Origin of the sequence: Psychrobacter fjordensis (assembly GCF_904845995.1) — a bacterium.
GTDB lineage: Bacteria > Pseudomonadota > Gammaproteobacteria > Pseudomonadales > Moraxellaceae > Psychrobacter > Psychrobacter fjordensis.
This window is the reverse complement of sequence record NZ_CAJGYP010000001.1, coordinates 37,289-62,888: the sequence shown is the minus strand read 5'-3', so window position 1 is coordinate 62,888 and position 25,600 is coordinate 37,289. Positions and strand designations below refer to the sequence as shown.

Here is a 25,600-nt window from a genome sequence, read left to right as displayed (position 1 = left end):
GGTGCTATTGTTAAAAAGCACTATCAAAAAATAAGGTTGTCCGTTTTTCTAAGACAATTATAGTCTCAGCTTCACAAGCATTACTATAGCAAACAATCTAAATTATCAGCACGAATATTATCGGCTCAAAACATACTGATTACTATAGTAATACTCAATTCAGCTTTAGCATACTTAAGGAACGACTTCATCATGCGTTTGAATCACAGCGCTTTTAATATGTCTATTGAGCTTGATGTATAAAAACGCGCCAAATGCAATATTGAGCAGTCCTGTTGCCAAAAACAGTTGAGGCATGCTCAACGCCAACGTATTTAAGATAACAATCGCGAAAATCGCTGAGGTAACCATAAATATCGCATTAAAGATATTATTAGCACCAATGATACGCGCACGATGGCTTTTGGGTGCATACGCCTGCATAGACGCATACAAAGGCACAATATATAGACCGCCACTAAAGCCCAAAAAGAACAAGTCTGCAAATACTCGCCAGCTACCACTCATACCCACTAAATCACCGACACTGAGGAAAGTGCCATTGCTCACGTTGATATTGAGACCTGATAGTGAGAAATATAAATCGATTGCAAAAATACTTAATCCAGCAATACCAAAAGGTAATAACCGCAAACTGACTTGGTTTTTGGTCAATGATTTACACAGTAATGAACCAATCGATACGCCAACCGAAAATAGCGTCAATAGGAAAATCACCACTGACTCATCACCATGCAAAATGACTTTGCTAAGCTCTGGCATTTGGGTCAAGAACGTCGCACCATAAAACCAAAACCAGCTGTTGCCAAGGATGACGCAGAATAGAAAAGGTAATGAATATAAGTAGCGAACCGTGGCCAAACTGGTGGTAAAAATATTCCAGTTGATTTTTAGACTGGGCTGCATCGCTGGCATGGTTGGAATGTAACGTGCTGCCAAATAGCCCAACACGGCTACGATCAGAACGGTCACACTAATCCAATACAGCGACTGCGACAGTTGTGTGAGGACGCCCGCGATAATCATCCCCAGCAGAATAGCTAATGAGGTGCCCATTTGAAACAAACCATTGGCACCAACCAACTCGTCTTCTTTCATCGCTTGCGGCAAGTAGGCGTATTTAATCGGTCCAAAAAAAGTTGAATGGGTACCCATTAAAAACAATGCTACAAATAATAGAGCATACCACTCAAACACGAAACCAACCGCAGCGATTGCCATGATCACAAGCTCAAGCAGTTTGATCAATTGCGTTAGCTTTGACTTTTCGTATTTATCCGCAATTTGCCCTGCCAGTGCTGAAAACAAAAAATAGGGCAAGATAAATAACATCGCGGCTAAGTTATTTAAAATACTGACTTCCATCCCCAACTGACTTGCAGCGGTGTAAGTCAGAACCAGTATGAGCGCTTGCTTAAAAACATTGTCATTAAACGCGCCCAAAAACTGGGTAAAAAACATGGCATTAAACCGGCGGTGCTTAAATAACTGAAACTGATTTGCCATGAAAGTTCCTACAGATAGATCGCGGCTGATAGATTAAAAGGACATACGGAGTGCGGCTTTTAAGATAAAGGTAATTATTAATAGTATCAAAAACTTATCGAAATATAGCATAGGTTTTATCAATATTAGGACGTATAATAGCAAGGCTTTGGTATAAATACATGCGCCCGACGCTATGATTTCATAATTATCTACGTTATGATTTGTGAATTTTACAGGGTTTTACTGTCATATATAAGTGATGGCAAGCCCCGCTATCAATACAGTCTACCTACCTATTGATACGATAACGTCACTCAGGGCTAAAGTTTGCACTATAGGCCGTAGACTGTCATTATCAAGAACAAAGGTAGTCAATCAGAATCTCAGCCAACTGTTAATAAGTTTATTCACCGGTAAGACTTAGCGATTGCCCTCGTTAATGACATTGTGCCGCGTGAGGTGATAGGAAATAAACATGAACCACCAGCCTTCAACTCTAGCGCGTCCTGTATCGGTTAATCCGTGTGATACTCCTATAAATGTGTCAGATAGTATCAGTGCCCAACGCATGCAAACTTGCCATGCTCAAGCTTGCGATATTCAACCTTGCCATACTCAAACTTGCCAAACTCAAAACCGCCCTCGTATGGCTACGTGTGATACGCCGCGCACTCACTTTACACGCTCTGCGATTTTTTCTGCTTTAGCAACCAGCTTTGTCGGTTTTGGTATCGCACCTGCAGCTTTGGCTGATACTGCTATCAATGCAAATACTCCTGCTCAATCCATGACCAATCAAGTAGCGGCCAGTCAGTTAGCCACACTTTTAGATTCAAATGATGATGCTCAGCGCAATATTTTTGATAGTTCGGATGATGAGTTGTTGCAACAAGCCACAGCGATACAGCAGCAGGGTTATCAGATGATGACGCCTGCGCAGATAGATCGTGAACTGGCTGAATTGAATACGCAAAATACCCAAGACATTAATACGATAGATAGCGGTAATAACCGTAATAATGCCAATGGCATCAGTAATAGTGATGTTGATAGCGATTTTACAGCGCCAATCGCGACGTTGAATGATACCGCACCGCCTATTGGCTTAGATGTGGATCTTGATGCTGACAGCCTACCATTACCTAGTAATCTTGATACATTGGGTAAGAGTGAAAACGCCACTGAATCAACAGACACGACTGAATCGGTGTCGAATCCGATAAATGTCAGCGGCTCTGTCAGTGCTGAAAGTGTGGATGGTGACAGTGATAGTGATGATAATAGCGACAGCGATGCTCTTGATAATAGTAATGAGCTAGTCGCGAATACTAGTGATGTGACGGATGTAAAGGATGCGACAGCAAATATTATCGATCCAGGTGATTATCTGCCAGATTATCAAACAGATACTCAGGTAGCCGTTGAAAATGTCGAACAAACCAATAGACCTGGGCCTCGGGAACGTAACAAAGGCAACATCGTAAAGCGCCTTTATAATCGTTTCTTTAATGATGGCGCCATTGCTATACCTAATGTTGAAACGACCATCTACTTACAGGAAGCCACGTCTGAAAATACGGACGATAGCGAACCAAAAGAAACCAAGGCGGATAACGATATCCAGCCAATGAAAAACATTAAAGCCGCACTGGATAACACCACGGTTCAGTCCGTTGCTGACTTTACTGCTGCTTTACCACGCTTGCGTCAGACGGCACTGGATGCTGCAAAAGCCGTGGGCTACTATGAGGTTACGTTGAGTCTGCGCCAGCCTAGTAGCGATACTTTGGATGTGGTTATTGAAGAGTTGGGTGAGCCAGTACGTGTCGATAGCCGTATTATTGAGATTCGTGGCGAGGGTAGTGAGCAAGAGGAGTTTGCAAACTTTGAAAAAGAACTCCCACCACAAGAAGAAGATATCTTCAATCACCGTGTCTACAAAAACAGCAAAGCTGCGCTAGAGTCACTGAGTAATACCTATGGCTATTTTGACCAATATTGGCTAAACAAATCGGTTGATATTATCTTGCCGGACAACACAGCAGATGTTTCTTTAGTTTATGACACGGGCAGTCGTTACCAATTTGATGACGTTGTGTTTTTTACCTATGACCGAGAGACTAATACGTTAACGGAAGACCCTGATAAGCTGCCTGTTGAGCTGCCATTATTGCAGCAGTTGCTTGATTTCAAACCCGGCGATCCATTTTATGCGCCTGATGTGACCAAATTTAGTAATGATTTATCAGCGACTCGTTACTTTAATACAGTGAACGTTGAGTCGATACTACCACCAAATGAGAGTAGTGAAGCCAGTACATTGGCTTTTGATAATACCCCAGTGAATAGCGACGGTACGTCAGAGTCAGATGAAGACGTTAGTAGCGGTAGCATTACTGATGTTATTAATAATGGTAATGACTCTCTAATGACGGCGAACGAGGCACTTGTTAGTGGCGTCAGCGATTCTAATAACGGCAGCGTGGTTAGCGAAAACACAGTCAATGAAGACGATATTGCTGCTATCGAGTTCGAGGCTGATGAAGCAACCCTAGATAAGCTGCAAGCCATTGAACAAAAAGCAGATCGTTTAAGCCGTTTGCCAAACGATCGGGTATTAGATGAAAAACCTCAAGAAGCAGACAACCTGTTAGGTAAAATCAGTGACTCAATCAGTAATGTCGCTCAAAAAATACTGCCTGATGAAAAAAGCCTGCTTTCCGATGAAAGCTTTGTACCACCGACATTAGCAGGACGTAAAACACCGCAAGAAGTGGCAGAAAGTAAAAAAGTGCCGTTGTATGTTTTTGTTGCCTCTGACAAACCGCGCGACGCCCAAGTCGGTCTTGGTTACGGTACGGATACTGGCGTGAGAGCAACGGCAAAAATAGATTACAACCTGATAAATCGTCAAGGCTATCAGGCTGGTGCGGAAACAGAAGTTTCAAGAATTGCTAAAAATGTGGCGGTTTATGCCAGTAGACCTTGGAAGCATCCACTCAATGATAAGCTAGATGCGCGTTTGACTTATGAGGAAGAGGTGATCGACCAAGGTGAAGGTAACTTTGACCTGTCTACCAGAACACTAAAAGCAGCATTGGCACGTAACATCCGTCAAGATAACGGATGGAATCGTAGCTATTCTGTGCGCTACCGTTTGGATGAGTTAGAAACAGGGGTCGATGAAACAGAGTTGGATGATCTGCCTATACGTTTTACGTCTTCCAACCCTAGTCAGCAAGCGTTGTTATTTGGCTATGGCATGAGTAAAACCAGTATAGATAGTGTGACCAACCCGACTCAGGGCATACGTCAGTCTTACTCTATTGAAGCAGGCAGTGAATCAGTTGCTAGTGATACCAATATGGCAATCGTTCGTGCAGGTGTTAGTGGTCTTTATAGCTTCGGCGATGCCGATAAGCATCAAGTATTGGGCAGTCTGAATACTGGATATATCTGGGCAGATGATTTTTACGAAGTGCCTTATAAATTACGCTTCTTTGCAGGTGGTGACCAGAGTATCCGTGGCTATGACTATGAGAGCTTATCACCACTAGAGAACGGCTATCTGACAGGTGGTCAAATTCTCGCGGTGGGTAGTGCAGAGTATAACTATGAGTTCAAACCGGGTCTTCGTGCAGCATTCTTTACGGATGTGGGTAATGCTTATGACGAAAACTTTGATACTGAGACAAAGGTTGGTGTCGGCGTCGGTATTCGTTGGTCGTCACCTGTGGGCGTGGTGCGAGTCGATGTGGCGGCTGGCGTGACAGAAGAAAGTATTCCCATTAGATTGCACTTCTTTATTGGTTCGCCTTTATAATTGTTTGATTCGTTCTGTTATTTATTTATCGTACCGATTGCCGGTAATCATTCTTTAACGTAGTTGAGTGCCATGCTGACAAAAAACAACCCGCCTAGTAACTCACCAGATGAAGATCCGGCACAGCGCGACGCTCGTGCAGTCAGACGCTTGTATCCGTTATCATTTCTGCTCAAGCTACTGGTGCTGATTTTAATCGTACTCGCGATTATGTTTGCGGTGTTCTTTTATGCGGCTGGCACAGAGTCAGGTACCAAGTTTATATTAGAGAAAGTCAGTGCCGAGACAGGCATAGAGTTCGAATATGGGCAAGGTAACTTGCGTGACGGTATTTGGGTGACCGACATCGATATCAAGGCGACTGAAGACCTTGAAATATTGGTTGATAAAGCCTATGTAAAGATAGGCTGGCGCGCTGTATTTGCCAAAGAAGTGCATTTGCGTGAGGCCGATATACAGACTATTGAGATTATCAACAATGAACCACCAACGGGTGAGCCCTTCGATTATAAAACCCTGCAGTTACCCGTTAATCTACGCTTTGATCAAGCTAAAATCAAAAGCATCACTTATAAGCAAGTGACCAAAGAGCCTATCATCATCCGTAATATCGTTGCCCGTGATTTGACTTGGGTCGGCAGCACGGTATCCATTGCTCGTGGTGATTTGCAGTATGCTGACATCGTCAATATCAGTGCTTTAAAAGGTGAAATTGATTTACAAGGCGATTATCCGCTAGATTTAAGTGCTATTGCAGAAGTAAGTGCACTAGAACAAGCCTATATTGATCCACTAAACATTACCGCAATAGGTACGCTCAAGCGCACGGTTGGTAAAGTAAGCAGCCGCTATAATGATAGTGATGTTACCGGTGATTTTATTGTGCAGGGATTGGACAGCGATTCACCGTTTCGGGCAAAACTGCAATGGGATGATATCTTAATCCCGTATGCAGAAGATCAAGATATTCGCCTAAAAAGCGGTACGGCCACAGCAGAGGGTGTCATCTCTGAGATACGTCTACGCATCAATACTGAACTGACGGCCAAAGACATTCCTTCAGGTCATTATCAAGGCCGTGCGGTTATTGCTGATAGTCAGCTGCGTATTGATCGTTTAGATGCTGATGTACCTGCTGGACGTTTGGTGTTGCAAGGTATTTTAGATTGGAAGAGCAGCTTTGATGCAAAAATCCGAGCGACAGGCAGTAACTTTGATATCCGCCAAGCGATTCCTGATGAGTACGCTGACTTTAAAGCGTACGCACCGCAAACGCTTGATGGCAGACTGTCGCTACATTATCAGCAGCGAAATAGCGCTGGTAATACAGAAATAGATGTAGATTTACGTCAACGTGATGGTGAGCATGTCAATGCCAACATTGCCAGTGGTAAAGTTTCAGCGAAATCTAAACAGGCGGCTCCTTGGTATATTGATGCTAAATGGCAAAATCTAGTCCGCCGTGATGTGCCTGATGTCGGCAATATTAATAGCCCGAGTGGGCAGGCGGATGTCATCATTCGTGACTCACAGCTATCCGTTGATGCCAATGCGGTTATCAATGAGCTCAATGCTGCTCCTAAAGGCAACTATGATGTGCGCCTACGCAAAGCTGGTGACGTCATAGATATCAATCGATTAAACTATGAAGGAATCGTAGGCGACCTATCTGGAACTGGGCAGATTCGACTAGCGAGTAAGAATACGCCACTTACATGGCAAGTGGATGCGAGTACCAAAGGCTTGCTCCCGAAAAAATACCGCAGCGACTTACCACTTGAGCGTTTGACAGGTAGTATTAACGCCCGTGGTCGTCTGTTAAATATCACCAAAAGCGGTGTCAGTGGTCAGCGCCATATCATCACGCTGAATAACACGGATTTGCAGACGCAGCTTGATGCCACACAAGACAGTCGTACTATCGGTATAACAGGTGATGGTGATGCCAGCGTCGATATCGTCGGTGGTGAGCTGTCTGTATTTGATGCGCGCTTTGATGGCCAAATTGATACGGCAGATGTACCAAAAGGCCGCCTATCTATTGATGCTGCTGGCACGCCAAATCTGATTAGTATCCGTAAATTAAATTATAATGGCGAGGCTGGCGCAGTGGCAGCGAAGGGTGTCATTGATTTACGCAAAAATATTGGTTGGACGGTAGATGGCCGCTTTGACGATTTCAATTTAGGTTATTTTCTACCCAATAATCCGGCAATTCTGACGGGCGATCTAACCACCAGTGGTGAATGGCAAACGCCGCCTAGCAATAGCAAAAATACAGCAGGTAAGCTAAAACGTTTTGCCGTAAATTTCGATGGTGTACTGGATGCTGAGCAACTGCCAGCAGGTAAGCTGACTATTGATGCCAGTGGCGATGATCAATTGATTCGTATCAAACGCTTCCGTCATGTGGGTGCTGCCGGCAGCATCGATGCCAAAGGTACCGTAGATGTGCGTCAAGGAGTTGCGTGGGATATCAATGCGGTAATGGATCGTTTTAACCTAGGGTATTTCCTAAAAGACACACCCAGTCTGATCACGGGTACGATAGATACTGATGGACGCTGGAGTGATTCGCAGCAAATTATCAATATCAAGCAAGTTAATTTGAGCGGTATGTTAAAAGGGCAGACGTTGAGCGCTAAAGGCAGCTTGGCGGCGAAAATGCGCTTACCAAAAGACTTGGCAAGCTACTTTGAAAGTCTGCAAACGCAAGATGCTCAAGCGCAATACAAAAAAGTAAATGCCTTAATTGATAGCTTGAATGCCAAAAACCTCGTACTGCGTTGGGGTGATAATTACGTAACTGCTAACGGTAATGCTAAGCAGCTACAAACCAAAATCAATATCACCAGCTTAGATCAGCTCTCAGATCAGCTGGCTGGTAAAGTAACTGGCGGTGCCACTTTATCGCAGCCAGTAGGACAAGCGTTGCCAACCATTTATATTGATTTGGTGGGTGAGCGTCTTGCGCTACCAGGCTTTGTTTTACGTCAGGGTCGTGTTCGCGGAAAACTGGTCAATCTAGCAAATAGCCCAAGTCAGCTTATCATTACTGCCGAAGGCTTAGATGCTGCTGGACAGAGTTTTAAAAGTGTTAAGGCTTCATTTAATGGGACAGAGCAGGCACATGTAGTCGATCTCGATGTAGCCAATGAACAGCTAACTATTGGTGCAAGAGTCAAAGGTGGATTTAATCGTAATAACGTGAGTTGGTCTGGAGTCATCGGTGAGGGTCGCATTCAGTCTAAATATGCGACTTTAAACCAGTTGCAACCAGCGCAGTTGATTGTGAATTTGCCTAATGAACAGAACGGGAAAAACACGGACTTTAAAGTACAGCTAGCCGCGCACTGTTGGCAAGCTGCTGATCAAACTGGCAAGCTGTGTTTACGCAAAAAACTAGTCGCATCACCAGATCAAGGTGAGGTCGATGTGGCCTTACAGAATTTAGATACTTCGTTGTTTTCAGTCTTTTTGCCCAAAGATATTGATTGGCATGGCAAGATTAATGGTAAAGCCATTGTCGGCTGGCAACGTGGTCGTCCGCCGACTATTAATACAACGTTGTATTCGGATAATGGCAAAATTGGCTTAGCTCAAGAGGGTGATAGCGCTGCTGTTACTTTACCTTATAAGCGGGTTTCTCTCATTGCTGTATCCGTTCCAGAAGGCCTCAAGCTGCGCACAGATATCAATACCGGAAGCGGTGCTCGTGGCTATGCTGAAGTCGTTGTTGATCCTTATAAAGCGCCTAAGCCAATTTCGGGTGCACTGGTACTTAATGAGCTTAATCTAGCGATATTTAAGCCTTTCTTCCCAGGGATGCGAGTCCTGCGAGGAAATGTCACGATGGCAGGTGGCGTCGGCGGTACGTTAGACAAGCCGCAGTTCTATGGTGATGTGAAGCTTTCTAATGGCCGTATCGCCATGTTGGATTTACCGATTAACTTGACCAATGTAAATGCTGCCGCCAAAATCCGCGGCACTCAAGCAACGATGGAAGGCACGTTTAACAGTGGTACTGGTAAAGGCTCTCTAACAGGAACGGTTGATTGGAAACAGAAGCTACAGGCTAAGCTAAGTGTTATCGGCGAAGGCTTGGTGCTTACTCAGCCGCCGTTGCTAGTGGCTGAAATCGATCCGGATATTGATATTATTGTGCGCCCAGGTGATCGCTATGTTGATATCAAAGGTGCCATTAGTGTACCGTCAGCGACTATCCGTCCACCAGAAGCCAGTGAAGATATCGTGACGCAAACCGAAGATGCAGTCGTACTTGATCGTCGCTTGATTGGTAATATCGATGAAGTCTTGGCTATCTCCAAGCCTTGGTCTATCAATGCAAATATTGGTATTGATTTGGGTGAGGATATTAATTTCCGTGGATTTGGTGCCGTGATTCCTTTAGCAGGGGCGATTAATATCACCCAAAATGGTACTGGTGTTATGCGTGCGAAAGGTGTGGTGCAGGTATCGCGTCGTACGGATATCAATGCCTTTGGTCAAAGTTTAGAGCTTAATTATGGTCAAGTACGCTTTGATGGGGATGTGATGAACCCGACCTTAAGTGTCGAAGCAGTCAAAAGCATTGAAGGGAAAATAGTAGGCCTACGCGTCAAAGGTGATACTGAATCACCAAATATCATCGTCTTTAACAATGCTGGTCTGACACAGCAGCAAGCGATGAATGCATTGGTCACAGGCCGCCTTACTAATACAGGTGCGACCCAAATCAGTGAGCAAGGATTTAAATCGCAGGTTACCAATAACTTAGCAGCGGCTGGATTGAGTTTCGGACTGAGTGGTACACGCAGCTTAACCAATCAGATAGGTCAGGCTTTTGGTTTGCAATCTCTCACTGTGGATGCCTCAGGCAGCAGTGAAGACACCAATGTCAATGTCACTGGTTACGTGACCCCTGATTTATATATCCGCTACGGAGTAGGTGTGTTTAATGCTCAGAATAGCTTGTCGGTTCGTTACCAGTTGACGCGTCGTATCTATGTTGAAGCAAGCGCCGCTGCAGAGAATGCAGTAGATGAAGTTTATAGTTGGCAGTTCTAAACTCAACGCTAGTCAGAGAACTACTAAACTACTAAACTACTAAACTGCTAAACTGCTAAACTGCTAAACTGCTACGGTGTTAGTCTCCTTAGATGTACTACCTGTACAATCTGCAGTCGACTGCCTTGTAGCAATTTTAGATTTCTTTGACTATAAATTATTATCAATATCTAAAATCTATATCAACTAACGATGACCACAGTAATTTTCAGCCAATAAAAAACGCCTTTTAATGAAGGCGTTTTTTTATAAGTGGACATCGAGTGATGTTCGTTCTATTTGGTTAGGATTAATCGATTATTACGTGTCAGGCGTAGGCGGTACTCTTCACCTTCATGCTCGATACGTACTTCCTTGGTTAGGGCAAATAAGTGCTGTGATTGTAGAGTAGGTAGACGGTTTTCGCGGCAGTTTAGATAACGAGAGATGACCATGCTCATAATAAAATCCTTTTGATAAAAAATAGCTGAGTAGCGATAACAGTAAGTAATCGTCTTTAACGATGATAATTATCATTTAGATTGAATGATTTTGCAAGACAACTGATAAAATAAAATGCAGTTATTATGTAAACTTATCTAAAGCAGTTGTTATAAAGCCTATCTTATTCGAGATGAACCATAAGTATTGTATTTTAAATCAGTGACTTAAGTTGTATTTCTACTATTTCCTAATATTTTCGTATGACTGAATATACTCTAATAAAAATAAACAACGAAGGACAAAACCATGCCAATCGAACCAAATAACCAAGAAATAAACCAAATCATAGATAAAAAAGTAGTCATCGTAAACGTTGCAGTCGCTGTTATTCATCATAAAGAGCAATATTTACTTGGGTTTAGAAATGCTACCCAACACCAAGGCAATCGTTATGAGTTCGTCGGCGGTAAGATTGATGCCAATGAGAGTGCTGAACAGGCGCTGGTTAGAGAAGTCGCTGAAGAAACAGGGATTGCTATAGGGAATGACATTGTCGTCAAGCTTGGTCGTTTGCATCATGACTATGGTGACAAGCAGGTTGTACTACAGGTTTACAAGATTGAGCTGACAGCGCAGCAATACGAGCAGCATAAACATTGCGAATATGGATTAGAAGGGCAGGCACTGACATGGGTGAATAAGTCTAAGCTATTGGCAGGTGAATATCCCTTGCCCGCTGCGAATAAAACGATTCTAGAATGGCTGAGATTGACAACGCAGATAACGATTACCTATTCATTATCACATTTTAGCGAATGTACAGATCCAGCGGCAGCATGGTTGCAATATCATCAAGACAATTTAGCACCAGAGTCTTTGGTTTATATTAGAACAAAAGAAGCTGATGCAGAGTGCTCAGGCAATCTAGCAGCGCAATTGATGCATGGTCGTCCAGACGTTCAAGCGATTGTACCTTATGATGCCGATAGCCAGTTTCTAGACATTGATAAGTCAACATCGATTAAAGATGAAAGCATTTCCCATCAAATCGTTGCAAATCATCTGACCCATGCGGCACTGATGCAATGGTTTGAAGATGCTCAAGATCTTTCAGTCTCTGAGACTTTTTTATCTGATGGCTTTCCGTTGATAATCAGCTGTCACAATAGTGCCAGTATTGAAGCTGCCAACAAACTCGCCAGTGCTCGAATACAGCAACAGCTACCGCCAGTGATCGGTATTTTCATCTCACCAGTATTAGCCACTCACACGCATCCTGATACTGTACCACTTGGTTGGGAGGCATGGTCTGCCTTAGCACAGCTGGCCGATATGCCAGTCATTGGTTTGGGCGGTCTATCACCCACGATGATAGATCAAGCATTAGAACATGGTGGTGTCAGCGTTGCTGGTATTCGTCAGTTTTTTAACAGTGAAAAATGAGAAGAAATTCGATTTATATTGAGCCTATTATTTGTTGAAAATTATCAGGGATATCACTGATTTTTCTGATATTTATCCAGTAAGTAACTATGTTTTTATTAGGTATTTGTTCTAACGCATAAAGACCTAGTTACTTACAAACCGTTGCGTTTCCCTACATTGCGACACTGTTTTAATAGTCAAGTTGTCCTTAATATAGAATACCTAATTAAAGAGTGTTTACTCTATCATTCATAAGCAAACTGTTTATTATTCATTAGCAAATTGCCTATGAAAATATATTTTGACCCTTGCAATAACATCAAATTCTGTAGCGCTAGTTTACTTATTAGACACGCTTTTTGAATTTGGCGACGTTCAGAGAGTTAGACTAGGTGGATAAATACACAAAGAAATTTTCACAGTCATTATTAATAACGGTAATTCTATGAAAGCCAACAAGTTACCTAAGTCAGTATGGTCTGATTCACAGGAAGCTGGTTCTCAATCTCAGCAGACTAGCCAGCCAAGCAGTTATTATCTGAATAAGGATAATGCGCAAAAGACGGGCTATGCCAGCAATGATGCTAGCTACAACCATGACGAATCGAATGATGAGTATCCGAGCCATTCGGTAAAAGACACGTCTTCGCAAGACAGCTATTTTGGGTACAAAAACGCTGTCAAAAGCCCGCTAAAGGCTAAAGAGTCTGCTATGTCTGATAACGACATTACGAAAAATAATGGTTTGAACAGCAGTCTTGAACAGTCCCAACTTGAACAGTCTCAAGGAGTAACCCTGTCTGAGCCGCTGACTTCAGAGTCTGTGGCTGATCAGATGAACATATCAAAAGAAAAATTCGAGCACAAAGATTTTGAACAAAAAACTGATTTGTCATCGGATACCACTCTTTCATCGTATAAAGAAATACCGGAGCGCATATTTATGAATGGACTGATCAAACATACAGGTATTGCCTTAGCGATTATTATACCATTGGCTGCGTTTTCAGCTTATGCTACTACGCCTCCAGTCAATGCAGCGTCTATGGCTGCTACCAATGTAATGATGGACAAAACCACGACAGAGACATTGTCTATAGAACCAAGTGCCATTATTCACAAATCTGCAAATACACCAACCACTGTAGATAGTGTTGATTTAAAGCAGTATGCAGGCACTTGGTACGAGATAGGACGTTTGCCAATGTATTTTCAACGCAATTGTGCCAGTGACGTCACGGCTAATTATGCTGAAAAATCTGATGGAAAAGGTATAACTGTCACTAACAAGTGTATGGCCGAAGATGGCTCTGAGATTGTTGCTGAAGGTCTCGCTAAGCCAGCGGATGAGACTGGTAGTAAGCTAAAAGTAACCTTCTTGCCCTCATGGATTCGTTGGTTACCAGTCGGCCGTGCCGATTATTGGGTACTGGCACGTGATGCTGATTATAAGACGGCATTGGTCGGCACACCTGACAAAGATTATCTATGGCTATTGGCTCGTTCGCCTAATGTCAGTCAAGAAACCTATTCTAAATATCGTCAGATTGCACAACAACAAGGTTATGACTTAAAAGAATTTAAGCTAACGCCGCAAACCAATCAGACGGTAAGTTTAACGCCATAATTGATGTAAATACAAAACGTTAAATTCTAATTGCAGAATGATTTTGTATACCTGATTGCTAACTGGTTATTATTGGATTATTTCAATTCATAAAAAGTCATAGCAACTCTCATTCAAAAAAACCTAATAAGGCAGCATATACGGCTGCCTTTATTTTTACTCCCATCTATATATGAGTCTGTATATGAGGATGAAACCTATTATGCACACTAGCTAATCGGTTACTACTGGCAAAATGAGGCGTTTTAGGCTAAAATCTATGCGATTCAAATACTCTGGTGTCAATAACCCATATTGATAGTGGTTGATTATCATATTAGAGTCACCATTTAGAGCATACACAACCTATCTATTTCATATTTCTTCATATTTTATTGATCATACATTACTGACCATAAGGATGTTTCTCGTGAGCAACGCTGATACCTTACGCCAATTACATCAAGACCACTTAAGCAACTACAATAATCAAGAGCAACAAGCGATTGAGCTAATGGGGTTATTGAATAAGCTCTATAATGCGCAAGACGTACAAGTGACCTTGTTCGGCGAAACGCTAGACTCTACCTCAGTTGGTCAAATACTCGCTTTGCATCAAAAAGTTGCGTTGCGTGACCATGGCGCTAAGTCTATTGATATCGCTGACACTTTAGCGATGGTAAAAGTCATCGCAGAGAGCAAAGATATCCAAGCCACTCGTATCGATGTTGGTCAATTGATTGCTAATGACACTGACGTACAAGCTGCGCTAAAATCTGTTAATAATGCAGGTGCCGTGAATGGCGCGACAGATGTAGTATTATATGGTTTCGGCCGTATTGGTCGTATCTTGACCCGTTTATTACTGGCGCAAGCATCAAGTGCAAAAGGTATGCAGTTAAAAGCTATCGTCGTACGTCCAGCAGCAGCTGGTGACTTGGCCAAACGTATTTCATTGCTTGAGCGTGATTCGATCCATGGTAGATTCTTGGGTGGCATTAGTATCGATGATGACAACAACGGCATGATTATTAACGGTCGTTTTGTACAAGTTATCTATGCTAAAGACCCTAGTGAAATCGATTATACCGCTTATGGTATCAACGATGCTCTCGTTATTGATAACACGGGTATCTGGAAAGACGAAGCAGGCCTTGGTAAGCATCTACAATCTACTGGCGTGAAAAAAGTACTACTCACTGCCCCTGCTGGTGGTGACATCAAAAACGTCGTTTATGGTGTGAACAATGACACGGTTGGTGATGATACTATCGTTAGTGCTGCTAGCTGTACCACTAATGCTATTACACCAACGCTAAATGTATTGAATGATGAGTACGGTATCGAAAACGGTCACGTAGAAACCATTCATTCATTTACCAATGATCAAAACTTGGTTGATAACTACCATAAAGCAGACCGCCGTGGTCGTAGTGCAGTGATGAACATGGTTATCACGAGCACAGGCGCGGCAAAAGCAGTTGGTAAAGCACTACCAGAATTAAGTGGTAAGCTAACGGGTAACGCTATCCGTGTACCAACACCAAATGTCAGCCTAGCAATTTTGAACTTAACGCTTAAAACGGCACCAGAAAGTGCTGAAGCGTTGAATGAATTTTTGCGTAAAATTGCTAACAGCAGCACTTGGCAGTCGCAGATTGCATATACAGATTCTACAGAAGCCGTATCAACGGATTTCGTTGGCACGACTCATGTCGGTATCATTGATGCGCAAGCGACTATCCTGACTGGTAATCAAGCCATTGTGTATGTTTGGTATGATAACGAAGTAGGTTATAGTACTCAGGTATTGCGTCTGGCGACCCAGATGGCTGGAATTAGCTACACTCAAATTCCTGCATAGAACGTTAAGCATAATAAACCAGTTGTCTAATATTGTGTAAATTGATGCGGTCATACTGCAAAATTTGCCATAATAGCGTCTGGTTTGGATAGCTTGATATTGCGTTAGCTGTCATACTTAAACACCCGATAGTCCGATTGATTATCGGGTGTTATTTTCATATTGAATATCAAATACAAGTAGCGTGCTTTTAGCGCTTATTTTGTCACAATGTTTTTTTGTGACAATACAGTAAAACCCCATAATATAACCGTTGGTTGTAACTAGTATATAAACTAGATTGTGAATTAAGGAAAGTAAAATGCGATTTATTGATGAAGCCGTCGTAACGGTAAAAGCAGGTGACGGTGGTAACGGAATCGCCAGTTTTCGCCGAGAAAAATATGTCCCACGTGGTGGCCCTGATGGTGGTGATGGTGGTAAAGGCGGAGATGTTTATGTCATTGCAGAAGACAACACTAACACGCTAGTTGACTATCGTTATACCCGTCGTCACGACGCCATGCGAGCAGAAAATGGTCATAGTAGAAACTGTTCAGGCAAGGGCTCTGATGATTTGTTTTTACCAGTGCCTATTGGTACCACGGTAGTTGATACCGAAACAGATGAAGTGTTGGGCGATTTGATTGAACTTGGTCAGACGTTACTGATTGCCAAAGGTGGTGATGGTGGTTTGGGTAATACCCATTTCAAGAGCTCTACCAACCAAGCACCGCGTAAAGCGACATCTGGTTTTGAAGGTGAGTTAAAAGTTCTTAAATTTGAGCTAAAAGTAGTGGCTGATGTTGGCTTGATTGGTTTGCCTAATGCTGGTAAATCTACTTTTATTCGTCAAGTTTCTGCTGCTAGACCAAAAGTTGCTGACTATCCATTTACCACACTCGTTCCTAATTTAGGGGTAGTTGATATCGGTCGTCATCGCTCATTTGTGATGGCAGATATTCCGGGTTTGATCGAAGGTGCTTCAGAAGGTGCCGGACTTGGTATCCGCTTCTTAAAGCATGTGGCTCGTACTCGTCGATTGTTACATGTGGTCGATGTAAAGCCAGTTGATGGCAGCGATCCGGTAAACAACGCTCGTGTTATCTTGAATGAACTTGAACGTTTTTCGCCTGAGTTATCCAACTTACCTCAGATTTTAGTATTAAACAAAATCGATCAAGTGCTTGAAGAAGAGTTAGATGAGCTCTGTACCCATATTGTCGCTGAGCTTGATTGGACAGGCGATGTATTTCGCACCTCAACCCTTATGGGTGAAGGAACCGATGCGGTTAAATATCATTTGATGAATGAGATTGAGCTAGAGCGCGAGCGTGAACTAGAAGATCCTATCTTCGCTGAAGCACAAAGAACACGTTTTGAGCGCTTAGAAGTAGAAGTCCGTCTAAACACTGAAGCCCAGCGTGAAGCCTATCGTGCGGCCCGCAGAGCAGCACGTGAAGGGGTGGACTTAAATGACGATGATGACGACTTCGATGATGAAGACGGTGTCGAGGTGGTTTACGTTCCATAAATGAACAAGCTTGAACTGATGTACCTGAATTTTTTAAATCAATCCCCTAATCAATTCATAAGATAAAAAGGAGTTTATATGGCAGATGGCATAGAAAACACGATCGAAGAAGCAAGATTTGTTAAGCAAAATCGCAACTTTGATATTCAGCGCGTTATTGTCAAGATTGGCTCATCGTTGTTAACCAATAACGGTCGAGGGCTGGATCGAACTGCCATATACGAGTGGGCCAAACAGATTGCTAAGCTGCACAAGCAAGGCGTCGAAGTGCTACTAGTATCGTCAGGTGCTGTTGCTGAAGGTGTGGTACGTATGAACCTTGAGGAGCGCCCTAAAAAACTAGCCGCATTACAGGCCTGTGCCTCTATTGGTCAGATGGGTTTAATTGAAACATGGTGGTCAGCATTGATCCAACATGGTATCCAAAGCTCGCAGCTGCTATTGACTCATGATGATTTGTCTAATCGTAGCCGTTATCTCAATACGACAGGCGCATTGACGCAATTATTAGAATGGCGCGTGTTACCTGTTATTAACGAAAACGACACCATCACCATTGATGAAATCAAATTCGGTGACAACGATACATTAGGGGCAATGGCAGCAGCGATGGTCAATGCTGACTTGTACATTATCCTCACCGATCAAGATGGTGTGTTTACAGATAACCCACGTGACAATCCTAATGCAAAAATGATTCGTCAAGAGCGTGCGATGGCTGATTACTTGTTTGATATAGCCGGAGATGGTGGCAAGCTCGGACGCGGTGGTATGTTGACCAAAATCCGTGCTGGTCGCCTTGCTGCAATGGGTGGCTGTCCAACCGTTATCGTAAGCGGTGCAATTGATGACGTCATCACTCGTGTGGTATCAGGTGAAGCAGTTGGTACGCTTTTGACAACCAACGATGAAGACAAAATTATTGCTCGTAAGCAATGGTTGGCGGCTCACCTGCGTATGTCAGGTAGCTTGGTTGTGGATGCAGGTGCGGCAAAGGCACTGACTGAGCATAATAGAAGTCTACTACCCGTTGGCGTCGTCGAAGTCCGTGGTGGTTTTGATGAAGGTGATGTGGTTGAAATTATCCATCAAGATACCGGTGAGCGTCTCGCAGTCGGTCAAGTCAACTTTTCATCGCAGGATGCGCATCGAGTAGCACGTGAGCGTACAGAGCAGTTTGATAAGATTTTTGGTAGTAGTGAAGAGCGTGTGGTCATGGTACACCGTGATAACTTGGCATTAACCGTATAGCACATTAATAATATAGAAATGCTTGGTATGCATACAGCCTTAGTCTAAATATGGATTAATAATATTTAAACTGAGATGTTGTCATGACCATTCTATAAATATTTATCATTCTTTTATTTAACGTATTTTATCCAACAAAGTATTCATCAATAAGTATGAATACTTTGTTGTTTTGGAGATTTGTACATGAGTGCTTCAGACAATAGTAACTCGACTCAGCACGACTTTGCACCATTAAAAAACGACAGATTGCTGAGAGCACTACGATTTGAGACGATAGACACCACCCCAGTTTGGATGATGCGTCAAGCAGGTCGTTATTTACCAGAATATAAAGCAACTCGTGCTGAAGCGGGCGACTTTATGAGTCTGTGTAGAGATACAGACCGTGCCACTGAAGTGACTTTACAGCCACTACGTCGTTATGATTTAGACGCTGCCATCTTATTCAGCGATATCTTGACTATCCCTGATGCAATGGGGCTAGGCTTATATTTTGAAGCGGGCGAAGGTCCTAAGTTTAAGTATCCTATTCGTACGCAAGCAGATCTCGATCGATTGCCTGTGCTAGACGCTAACGACTCTCTTGATTATGTCATGCGCGCAGTGACGAGCATCCGTAAAGCGCTAAATGGTCAAGTGCCATTATTTGGTTTTTCTGGTAGCCCGTGGACGCTAGCGACGTATATGATTGAAGGCGGCAGCTCAAAAGACTATCGCTATACCAAAGGTTTTTTATACAGCAATCCTGACTTTTTGCATCAACTATTGGATAAATTGGCAACGTCTGTCATTGATTATCTAGATGCGCAAGTAGTCGCTGGTGCCCAAATTTTACAGATATTTGACAGTTGGGGCGGCGCGCTTGGTCATCGTCAGTTTATTGACTTTTCTCATTCTTATAATAAGCGTATTGTCGCTGAACTAAAGGTACGCCATCCGGAAATACCAGTGGTATTGTTTACGAAAGGTGGTGGGCTATGGTTAGACATCCAAGCTGATAGTGAAGCTGATGCTTTAGGCCTAGACTGGACGATGCCGATTGATCGTGCTCGCCAGGTGTTGACTGACAGTCAGCGTCAGTTGACCAAGCAGCATAAAAAACTACAGAGTAGCAAAGCCATCCAAGGTAACTTGGATCCAGCAACCTTGTATGGTTCACCTGCAACGATTCGCGCTGAAGTAAATGCAATGCTAGATAGTGCATATGCTAGCGGTGAAAAAACAGGTTATGTCGCAAACTTAGGTCATGGCATCACTCAGTGGGTCAACCCTGACAATGCAAAAGTGTTTATCGATGCAGTGCACGATTACAAAATCTAAAGTTTGAATATGCAAAGCTTATAAGCGTCAATATAGACGTGATATTTATCTGCTATTTACTGAGTAAAAGAAAAAAGGATATCTTATGATTTCAGCAGCGATTGTTGGTGGTACAGGTTATACAGGTATTGAGCTGATTCGCTTATTATCTGCCCATCCTGAAGTATCTATTGATTTGCTAACCTCGCGTAGTGAAGCTGGTACACGAGCTGATGAGATATTCCCAAGCTTACGCGGTATATCAGATATCGTCTTTAGCGACTTAGGCGACGATACGCTGGCGACGCTACAAGAGTGTGATGTGGTGTTTTTTGCGACACCACACGGCGTAGCAATGCAACAAGCTGAAGCGCTTACTCAAGCTGGTGTAAAGGTCATTGATTTGGCTGCTGACTTTCGTTTGCAGTCATTGACTGACTTTGAAAAGTGGTATAAACAGTCACATGCGTGTCCTGAGCTGTTAAAGACCGCTGTTTATGGACTACCTGAAGTCAATCGCGATAAACTTGCAAATGCATTGTTGGTGGGCAACCCTGGCTGTTACCCAACCACTGCAATTTTGGGTTTGAAGCCGATCATTGAAGCACAAAATAAACAAGCAGAACGTTTGATTGAATCTCGCATTGTCATTGATGCAAAGTCTGGTGTGTCTGGCGCGGGTCGCCAAGCCTCGCTTGCGCTCAATTACGCTGAATCAACAGATAACTTTAAAGCTTATAGCGTCGAGGGGCATCGTCATCTACCTGAGATTGAGCAGGGTGTTGCACAATTATTAGACAGTCAGTTTACCCATCGTATTCGTTTTTTACCGCATTTAGTACCGATGATACGCGGTATGCTAAGCTCAATTCATATGGAGCTGACGGATGCTGGGGCTGCTATCGACTGGCAACAGGCGTTTGAAAACGCATATGCATCAGAGACGTTCGTTGATGTGATGCCAAAGGGTGTTTACCCTGATACACGTAGTGTACGCGCCAGCAATCGTTTACGTATTGCCGTGCATCAAGACAGTGATCGTGCTGAGTTGACTGTCATCGTAGTACAAGACAATTTGGTCAAAGGCGCAGCAGGACAGGCCGTGCAAAACATGAACGTTATGTTTGGGTTTGATGAGTCAATGGGACTGAACTTTGCGCCGATTGTTCCTTAACATCGACTGCTTTATATTCCAATCATTCACATTTACGGTGCTAGGTATTGATTATAAATTCCGCTATAATAACAGGTACTTATTGTTAAGAGATACCGCCTAAATGCGTGTTAAGTTTGTATTACGCTTTTGCTCACAGTCAGCACGTTCATCGTGTATAGACGCCAATCGCCATCGTTTTCGCCCAGTAAGTTCTATAGGCCGCGAGCAGCAAGGAGCGTCTACATTGGTACTGGCGCTATTTGTGGTTGTCATACTGGTAACTGCCATGGTTGGACTGATATTTGGTCATAAGCTTGGCTATCAGCGCGGCTACCACTCTATGGAAACAGAAACCCAGCAAGCACTAATCAATAGTGAAGAGGCGACCAAAGAGCTGGAAGACACTCGTCTTAGTCATAAAATAGCGATCAATCAAGCGGCTACTGCCAAGCAAGAGCTGGCAATAAGCTTAGCCAATGTAAAAGAGCTGAGTGAAAACAAGCAAGAATTGACGGTTGAAAACAGACAGCTTTCGCAGCTCAACGAGTTATATGCTGATATCGTTAGTAGTAAAGGTGGCATGCCATTACAGGTGCTTGGCGCTCATATTAAACCATTACCCGAAAATGCTTTTGAGTATATGTTTGATGTTGGAATGCTTGCCAGTGATGGCGCATCAAAACGACTGACGCCAACATTGACACTGCTTAATGATGATGACTTCGTAGAAGTGCCTTTAGAGTATCCAGTCGATACGATTGAAGGCATTGTTCGTATTCGTGGCCGTTTTATCATGCCATCTAGCTTTAAGCCGTTACAAGTAAAACTCAGCTTGAAAGCAGGCGGGCAGGAAGTAGAGCAGATATATGATTGGAAGCTCGGTGCTCGAGTGGACACTATGCCGCTATCACTTTTGGATTTGCCAGAAGTTGATGACAGTCCTATTAAGCCTTAGTTGGTTCTAGATAACTAAGATATGAGAAAGGCGAGTGACAGTACTACAAACAGTAGACTCAGCGAGCCTGATACTATATCTGAAAGTGTTAAATCTAATTGTATTAAACTAGCGATTACCTCTCTTCACTATCCCTTATTCCGTAATAAATATACCTATTAATTTGTACTCTAATTATGATAAATCAAGCAATACTACAGACTACGCCAATCGTCTCTGATTGGCATCTTCCAAACATGCCTGCTGACCGTGCGCAGGATGGGGATACGGATGGCGAAACATCACCGCAGGCAGATGTACTAGTGGCAGAGCCAGAAGTGGCTAAGCCGCCGATGTACGCAGTCGTTATGTATAATGATAACTATACACCAATGGAATTCGTCGTCTATATTCTGCAATCAGAGTTTCGTCACAGTATGGACTCTGCCGTTGAGATTATGCTGACGATTCACAATGCGAGCAAAGGTATTGCGGGTATTTATCCAAAAGACATTGCTGAGACTAAGGCCAAAAAAGTAAATAGTTTGGCGCATCGTGAAGGCTATCCACTATTGACTCAAATAGAGCCGCACCAAGGCGAATAACTGAATCTCCCTATAATGCTGATTTCAATGTTTCGTTTATCTATTTTTAGCTTTGATAAATAGCTTACTTGCCACAGTGAGCTATATAGTTATTTTGCATAGAACTTTTTTCACTTCACTGTTGATAAAAAACCCTTTCAAATTCTTTGTCGCCTCGTTCAATCTCTCTTTTATCTGTTTCACTCTCTAAGCTTTTATCATTTATTATTTCTAACACCGTTGGTGTACAGCACGCTTTGATACACTTTAGTCGTTTTTAATAGATTGACTCTGATTGAGTATCGTGTTGATATAAAGAACAGCAAGTATGAGTTATCAGCACTCTTGGTTGGTAATAGTTAGTTGATGATAGACAATACTGTTATTTATACAATCCCTAGACAGTGTCATTTAGCAAGATATTTTAATAATACAGATATTACCCTTGAACAATCCATCTATCGCCCTGATTTACTTACTAACTCATTCATAAAGCTATCAATTATAAAGATAGGTATAACCGTAGGAAGTTGTTATGTTAAGTCGTCATCTTGAAGTTTCTTTGCGTTTAGCAATGACCCTTGCGCGTCAAAAGTCGCATGAGTATCTAACTGTTGAACACTTACTACTGGCATTGCTAGAAAATACGCACGCCGCCAATACATTGACTGCTTGCAATGCAAATGTCTCAACGCTGCGTACTGAGTTGGAAGCTTATATCAATAAGCATACGCCAACGATAGATGCAGATACAGAGCAATCACCGCAGCCTACACAAAGCTTTGATCGTATTTTGCAACGTGCTATTTTTCATGTGCAATCTATCGGTGGTGGGCGTTTGGTAGAAGGCTCCGATATCTTAGTATCTATGTTCTCAGAACATGATACTTATGCTGTTTACCTGCTTAAAAAGCAAGGCATCAGCCGCCTTGAGTTGACTCAGTACTTATCACATGGTCAAGATAAAGAAGAACCCTCTGAGCCGCGTGCTTCGATGACTGGTGAGCGCCGTAATGCCTCAGAGAAAACCAGCAAAGATCCATTGGTCGAATTTGCTACCAATTTAAACCAACGTGCTGCTGAAGGTAAAACCGATCCATTGATTGGACGTGCTTCTGAAATTGAGCGTGCTGCGCAAGTACTATGTCGTCGCCGTAAAAACAACCCATTGTTAGTCGGTGAGCCTGGTGTTGGTAAAACCTCTATCGCTGAAGGCTTGGCATGGTTAATTATCAATGACAAAGCCCCAAAACCATTGAATGGTTGCGTTATTTATAGCCTAGATATTGGTTCATTAATCGCTGGCACAAAATACCGCGGTGATTTTGAAAAACGTATGAAGTCGTTGCTTGACGCATTAAAGAATAAACCCAATGCGATTTTATTCATTGATGAGATTCATATGATTATTGGCGCAGGGTCGTCAATGAGTAGCAATATGGATGTGTCAAACTTGATCAAACCGGCACTTGCTAATGGTGAATTACGCTGTATAGGTTCTACAACCTTTACCGAGTATCGTCAGGTATTTGAGAAAGATCATGCCTTATCACGTCGTTTCCAAAAAATCGATGTAAAAGAACCAAGCGTTGATGACAGTATCGATATCTTACGTGGTCTAAAGCCTCGCTATGAAGAATTTCATAACGTCGAATATACAGATGAAGCATTGGTTACCGCTGTTCAGTTATCTGCTAAGCATATCCACGAGCGCTTTTTACCAGATAAAGCTATTGATGTGATTGATGAAGCGGGTGCTTATAAGCGTTTGGGCGTGATTCCAGATGCGGATGATATTGATGCAGAAGAAAGCTTCATTGCTGATTTAGAGCAAGACTTTGATGCTCAGATTGACTCTGATGAAGAAGATTTTGAAGGTGTGACTCATAGCGATGTCGACAGTAATGAAATGCAGGATGAAGCCGATACTGCCAAAGCTAATAATCGTGTTCAATCATCTAAAGATTCAAAATCTGCGAAAAAAAGACCACCGATGAAAATTGATGTTGCCGATATTGAAGCCATCGTTGCTAAGCTTGCACGCATTCCACCCAAGTCAGTGTCTAGCGATGATAAGAGTATTCTCAAGCATCTAGATCGTGATCTCAAGCATTTAGTATTTGGTCAAGATGAAGCGATTGAAACGTTAGCAGATGCGATTAAGCTGTCTCGTGCTGGCCTAAAGGCACCAGATAAGCCTATCGGCTCGTTTATGTTTGCTGGTCCTACAGGCGTGGGTAAAACAGAAGTATCACGTCAATTAGCCAATCTGCTCGGTGTCGAGTTAGTTCGCTTTGATATGTCAGAGTATATGGAAGCACATACGGCCTCACGTTTGATCGGTGCGCCTCCTGGCTATGTCGGTTATGATCAAGGTGGTCTGTTGACTGAAAAAATCAATCAACATCCACATTGTGTCTTATTGCTTGATGAAATCGAAAAAGCGCATCCTGATGTATTCAACTTGTTACTACAAGTGATGGATCACGGTACCTTGACGGACAACAATGGTCGTGTTGCTATCTTCAAGCAAGTTATCGTTATTATGACCACCAACGTTGGTGCTGACAGTATTAGCCGTTCATCTATGGGCTTCACTCAGCAAGACCACAGTCGCGATAACACAGAGTCGCTCAAACGTGTCTTTACGCCAGAGTTCCGCAACCGTCTTGATGCCATTATTCAGTTTAACCCACTAGATACGTCGGTAGTGGTATCAGTAGTCGATAAATTCTTGGTTGAGTTGCAAGTGCAGCTTGATGATAAGCAAGTGACTTTAGAGATTGACGATGATGTCCGTAATTATCTAGCTGATAAAGGCTACGATCGCCTCATGGGTGCACGTCCTATGCAGCGTCTGATTCAAGACGAGATCAAAAAGCCATTGGCAAGCATGATTTTGTTTGGTGACTTGGTCAATGGTGGGGTTGTACATCTAACGCTAGAGCCTGAAGACATTACTGAGCAAGATGACAAGTCTGTTAAGATTGAAAAAACCAATGGTAAAACGTCAGATAAAGGTTCGTCAGACAGTCGCATTATTTTGACGGTCGTTGAAACGCATGAGCCATATCCGGACTCTGAGTCGTTAGCCAGCTAAGTCTTTTATTATCAATAAAACAAGAACGGTTACCATGTTGCTACGGTAGCCGTTTTTTTATTGC

At 42.9% G+C, this 25,600-nt stretch carries 14 protein-coding genes; 12 read left to right on the top strand and 2 right to left on the bottom strand.

The genetic code is table 11. The annotated features are described in order from the left end of the window. Positions 1 to 174: 174 nt before the first annotated feature. Positions 175 to 1,506 carry an MFS transporter gene (locus JMW61_RS00230; protein ID WP_201548344.1) on the bottom strand — a complete coding sequence of 444 codons (1,332 nt, stop codon included), beginning with the start codon at positions 1,504 to 1,506 and terminating at the stop codon, positions 175 to 177. 457 nt (positions 1,507 to 1,963) lie between these two features. Between JMW61_RS00230 and JMW61_RS00225 the strand changes: the two genes are divergently transcribed. Together JMW61_RS00225 and JMW61_RS00220 are read left to right on the top strand one after the other, a co-directional pair. Then, positions 1,964 to 5,311: an autotransporter assembly complex protein TamA gene (locus JMW61_RS00225; protein WP_201548341.1), complete on the top strand. Its 3,348-nt coding sequence runs from the start codon at positions 1,964 to 1,966 to the stop codon at positions 5,309 to 5,311. 72 nt (positions 5,312 to 5,383) lie between these two features. Next, the gene (locus JMW61_RS00220; protein WP_201548331.1) at positions 5,384 to 10,378 is read left to right on the top strand and encodes a translocation/assembly module TamB domain-containing protein; all 4,995 of its coding nucleotides are present in this window, start codon (positions 5,384 to 5,386) and stop codon (positions 10,376 to 10,378) included. Positions 10,379 to 10,653: 275 nt separating this feature from the next. Here JMW61_RS00220 and hemP read toward each other — a convergent pair whose 3' ends face one another. After that, positions 10,654 to 10,812 (bottom strand): hemin uptake protein HemP, encoded by a 159-nt coding sequence (gene hemP / locus JMW61_RS00215; RefSeq protein WP_227672156.1) that lies wholly within the window; start codon positions 10,810 to 10,812, stop codon positions 10,654 to 10,656. Between the two features lie 295 nt (positions 10,813 to 11,107). On the opposite strand from hemP, the gene JMW61_RS00210 reads away from it, so the two are divergent. The 10 genes from JMW61_RS00210 to JMW61_RS00165 all read left to right on the top strand — a co-directional run bounded on the left by JMW61_RS00210 (position 11,108) and on the right by JMW61_RS00165 (position 25,536). Beyond that, on the top strand, positions 11,108 to 12,244 hold the full coding sequence (locus JMW61_RS00210; RefSeq protein WP_201548321.1) for an NUDIX domain-containing protein: 1,137 nt from the start codon (positions 11,108 to 11,110) through the stop codon (positions 12,242 to 12,244). A 427-nt stretch (positions 12,245 to 12,671) separates the two neighbouring features. Beyond that, a complete protein-coding gene (locus tag JMW61_RS00205; RefSeq protein ID WP_201548319.1) occupies positions 12,672 to 13,853 on the top strand; it encodes a lipocalin family protein in 1,182 nt (393 codons plus the stop codon). A gap of 400 nt (positions 13,854 to 14,253) precedes the next feature. Next, on the top strand, positions 14,254 to 15,696 hold the full coding sequence (locus tag JMW61_RS00200) for a glyceraldehyde-3-phosphate dehydrogenase (protein WP_110922388.1): 1,443 nt from the start codon (positions 14,254 to 14,256) through the stop codon (positions 15,694 to 15,696). A gap of 301 nt (positions 15,697 to 15,997) precedes the next feature. Then, a complete protein-coding gene (cgtA, locus tag JMW61_RS00195) occupies positions 15,998 to 17,209 on the top strand; it encodes an Obg family GTPase CgtA (protein WP_201548317.1) in 1,212 nt (403 codons plus the stop codon). Positions 17,210 to 17,287: 78 nt separating this feature from the next. Next, positions 17,288 to 18,460, top strand: a complete 1,173-nt coding sequence (gene proB / locus JMW61_RS00190) for a glutamate 5-kinase (RefSeq protein ID WP_110922390.1) — start codon at positions 17,288 to 17,290, stop codon at positions 18,458 to 18,460. A 186-nt stretch (positions 18,461 to 18,646) separates the two neighbouring features. Beyond that, entirely contained in the window at positions 18,647 to 19,783 is a 1,137-nt protein-coding gene (gene hemE, locus JMW61_RS00185; protein ID WP_201548308.1) for a uroporphyrinogen decarboxylase, read from the top strand. Positions 19,784 to 19,868: 85 nt separating this feature from the next. Beyond that, the gene (argC, locus tag JMW61_RS00180; protein WP_201548306.1) at positions 19,869 to 20,936 is read left to right on the top strand and encodes an N-acetyl-gamma-glutamyl-phosphate reductase; all 1,068 of its coding nucleotides are present in this window, start codon (positions 19,869 to 19,871) and stop codon (positions 20,934 to 20,936) included. Between the two features lie 103 nt (positions 20,937 to 21,039). Continuing rightward, the gene (locus JMW61_RS00175) at positions 21,040 to 21,873 is read left to right on the top strand and encodes a hypothetical protein (RefSeq protein ID WP_201548304.1); all 834 of its coding nucleotides are present in this window, start codon (positions 21,040 to 21,042) and stop codon (positions 21,871 to 21,873) included. Positions 21,874 to 22,049: 176 nt separating this feature from the next. Then, on the top strand, positions 22,050 to 22,457 hold the full coding sequence (locus JMW61_RS00170) for an ATP-dependent Clp protease adaptor ClpS (protein WP_110922394.1): 408 nt from the start codon (positions 22,050 to 22,052) through the stop codon (positions 22,455 to 22,457). A gap of 514 nt (positions 22,458 to 22,971) precedes the next feature. Beyond that, complete coding sequence (locus JMW61_RS00165) at positions 22,972 to 25,536, top strand: AAA family ATPase (protein ID WP_201548302.1); 2,565 nt, start codon at positions 22,972 to 22,974, stop codon at positions 25,534 to 25,536. The last annotated feature ends 64 nt before the right edge of the window (positions 25,537 to 25,600 follow it).

Excerpts from the sequence above, each read along its gene's own strand:
- JMW61_RS00230 (WP_201548344.1), bottom strand. The coding sequence starts at position 1,506 with ATGGCAAATCAGTTTCAGTTATTTAAGCACCGCCGGTTTAATGCCATG.
- JMW61_RS00225 (WP_201548341.1), top strand. The coding sequence starts at position 1,964 with ATGAACCACCAGCCTTCAACTCTAGCGCGTCCTGTATCGGTTAATCCG.
- JMW61_RS00220 (WP_201548331.1), top strand. The coding sequence starts at position 5,384 with ATGCTGACAAAAAACAACCCGCCTAGTAACTCACCAGATGAAGATCCG.
- hemP (WP_227672156.1), bottom strand. The coding sequence starts at position 10,812 with ATGGTCATCTCTCGTTATCTAAACTGCCGCGAAAACCGTCTACCTACT.
- JMW61_RS00210 (WP_201548321.1), top strand. The coding sequence starts at position 11,108 with ATGCCAATCGAACCAAATAACCAAGAAATAAACCAAATCATAGATAAA.
- JMW61_RS00205 (WP_201548319.1), top strand. The coding sequence starts at position 12,672 with ATGAAAGCCAACAAGTTACCTAAGTCAGTATGGTCTGATTCACAGGAA.
- JMW61_RS00200 (WP_110922388.1), top strand. The coding sequence starts at position 14,254 with ATGTTTCTCGTGAGCAACGCTGATACCTTACGCCAATTACATCAAGAC.
- cgtA (WP_201548317.1), top strand. The coding sequence starts at position 15,998 with ATGCGATTTATTGATGAAGCCGTCGTAACGGTAAAAGCAGGTGACGGT.
- proB (WP_110922390.1), top strand. The coding sequence starts at position 17,288 with ATGGCAGATGGCATAGAAAACACGATCGAAGAAGCAAGATTTGTTAAG.
- hemE (WP_201548308.1), top strand. The coding sequence starts at position 18,647 with ATGAGTGCTTCAGACAATAGTAACTCGACTCAGCACGACTTTGCACCA.
- argC (WP_201548306.1), top strand. The coding sequence starts at position 19,869 with ATGATTTCAGCAGCGATTGTTGGTGGTACAGGTTATACAGGTATTGAG.
- JMW61_RS00175 (WP_201548304.1), top strand. The coding sequence starts at position 21,040 with ATGCGTGTTAAGTTTGTATTACGCTTTTGCTCACAGTCAGCACGTTCA.
- JMW61_RS00170 (WP_110922394.1), top strand. The coding sequence starts at position 22,050 with ATGATAAATCAAGCAATACTACAGACTACGCCAATCGTCTCTGATTGG.
- JMW61_RS00165 (WP_201548302.1), top strand. The coding sequence starts at position 22,972 with ATGTTAAGTCGTCATCTTGAAGTTTCTTTGCGTTTAGCAATGACCCTT.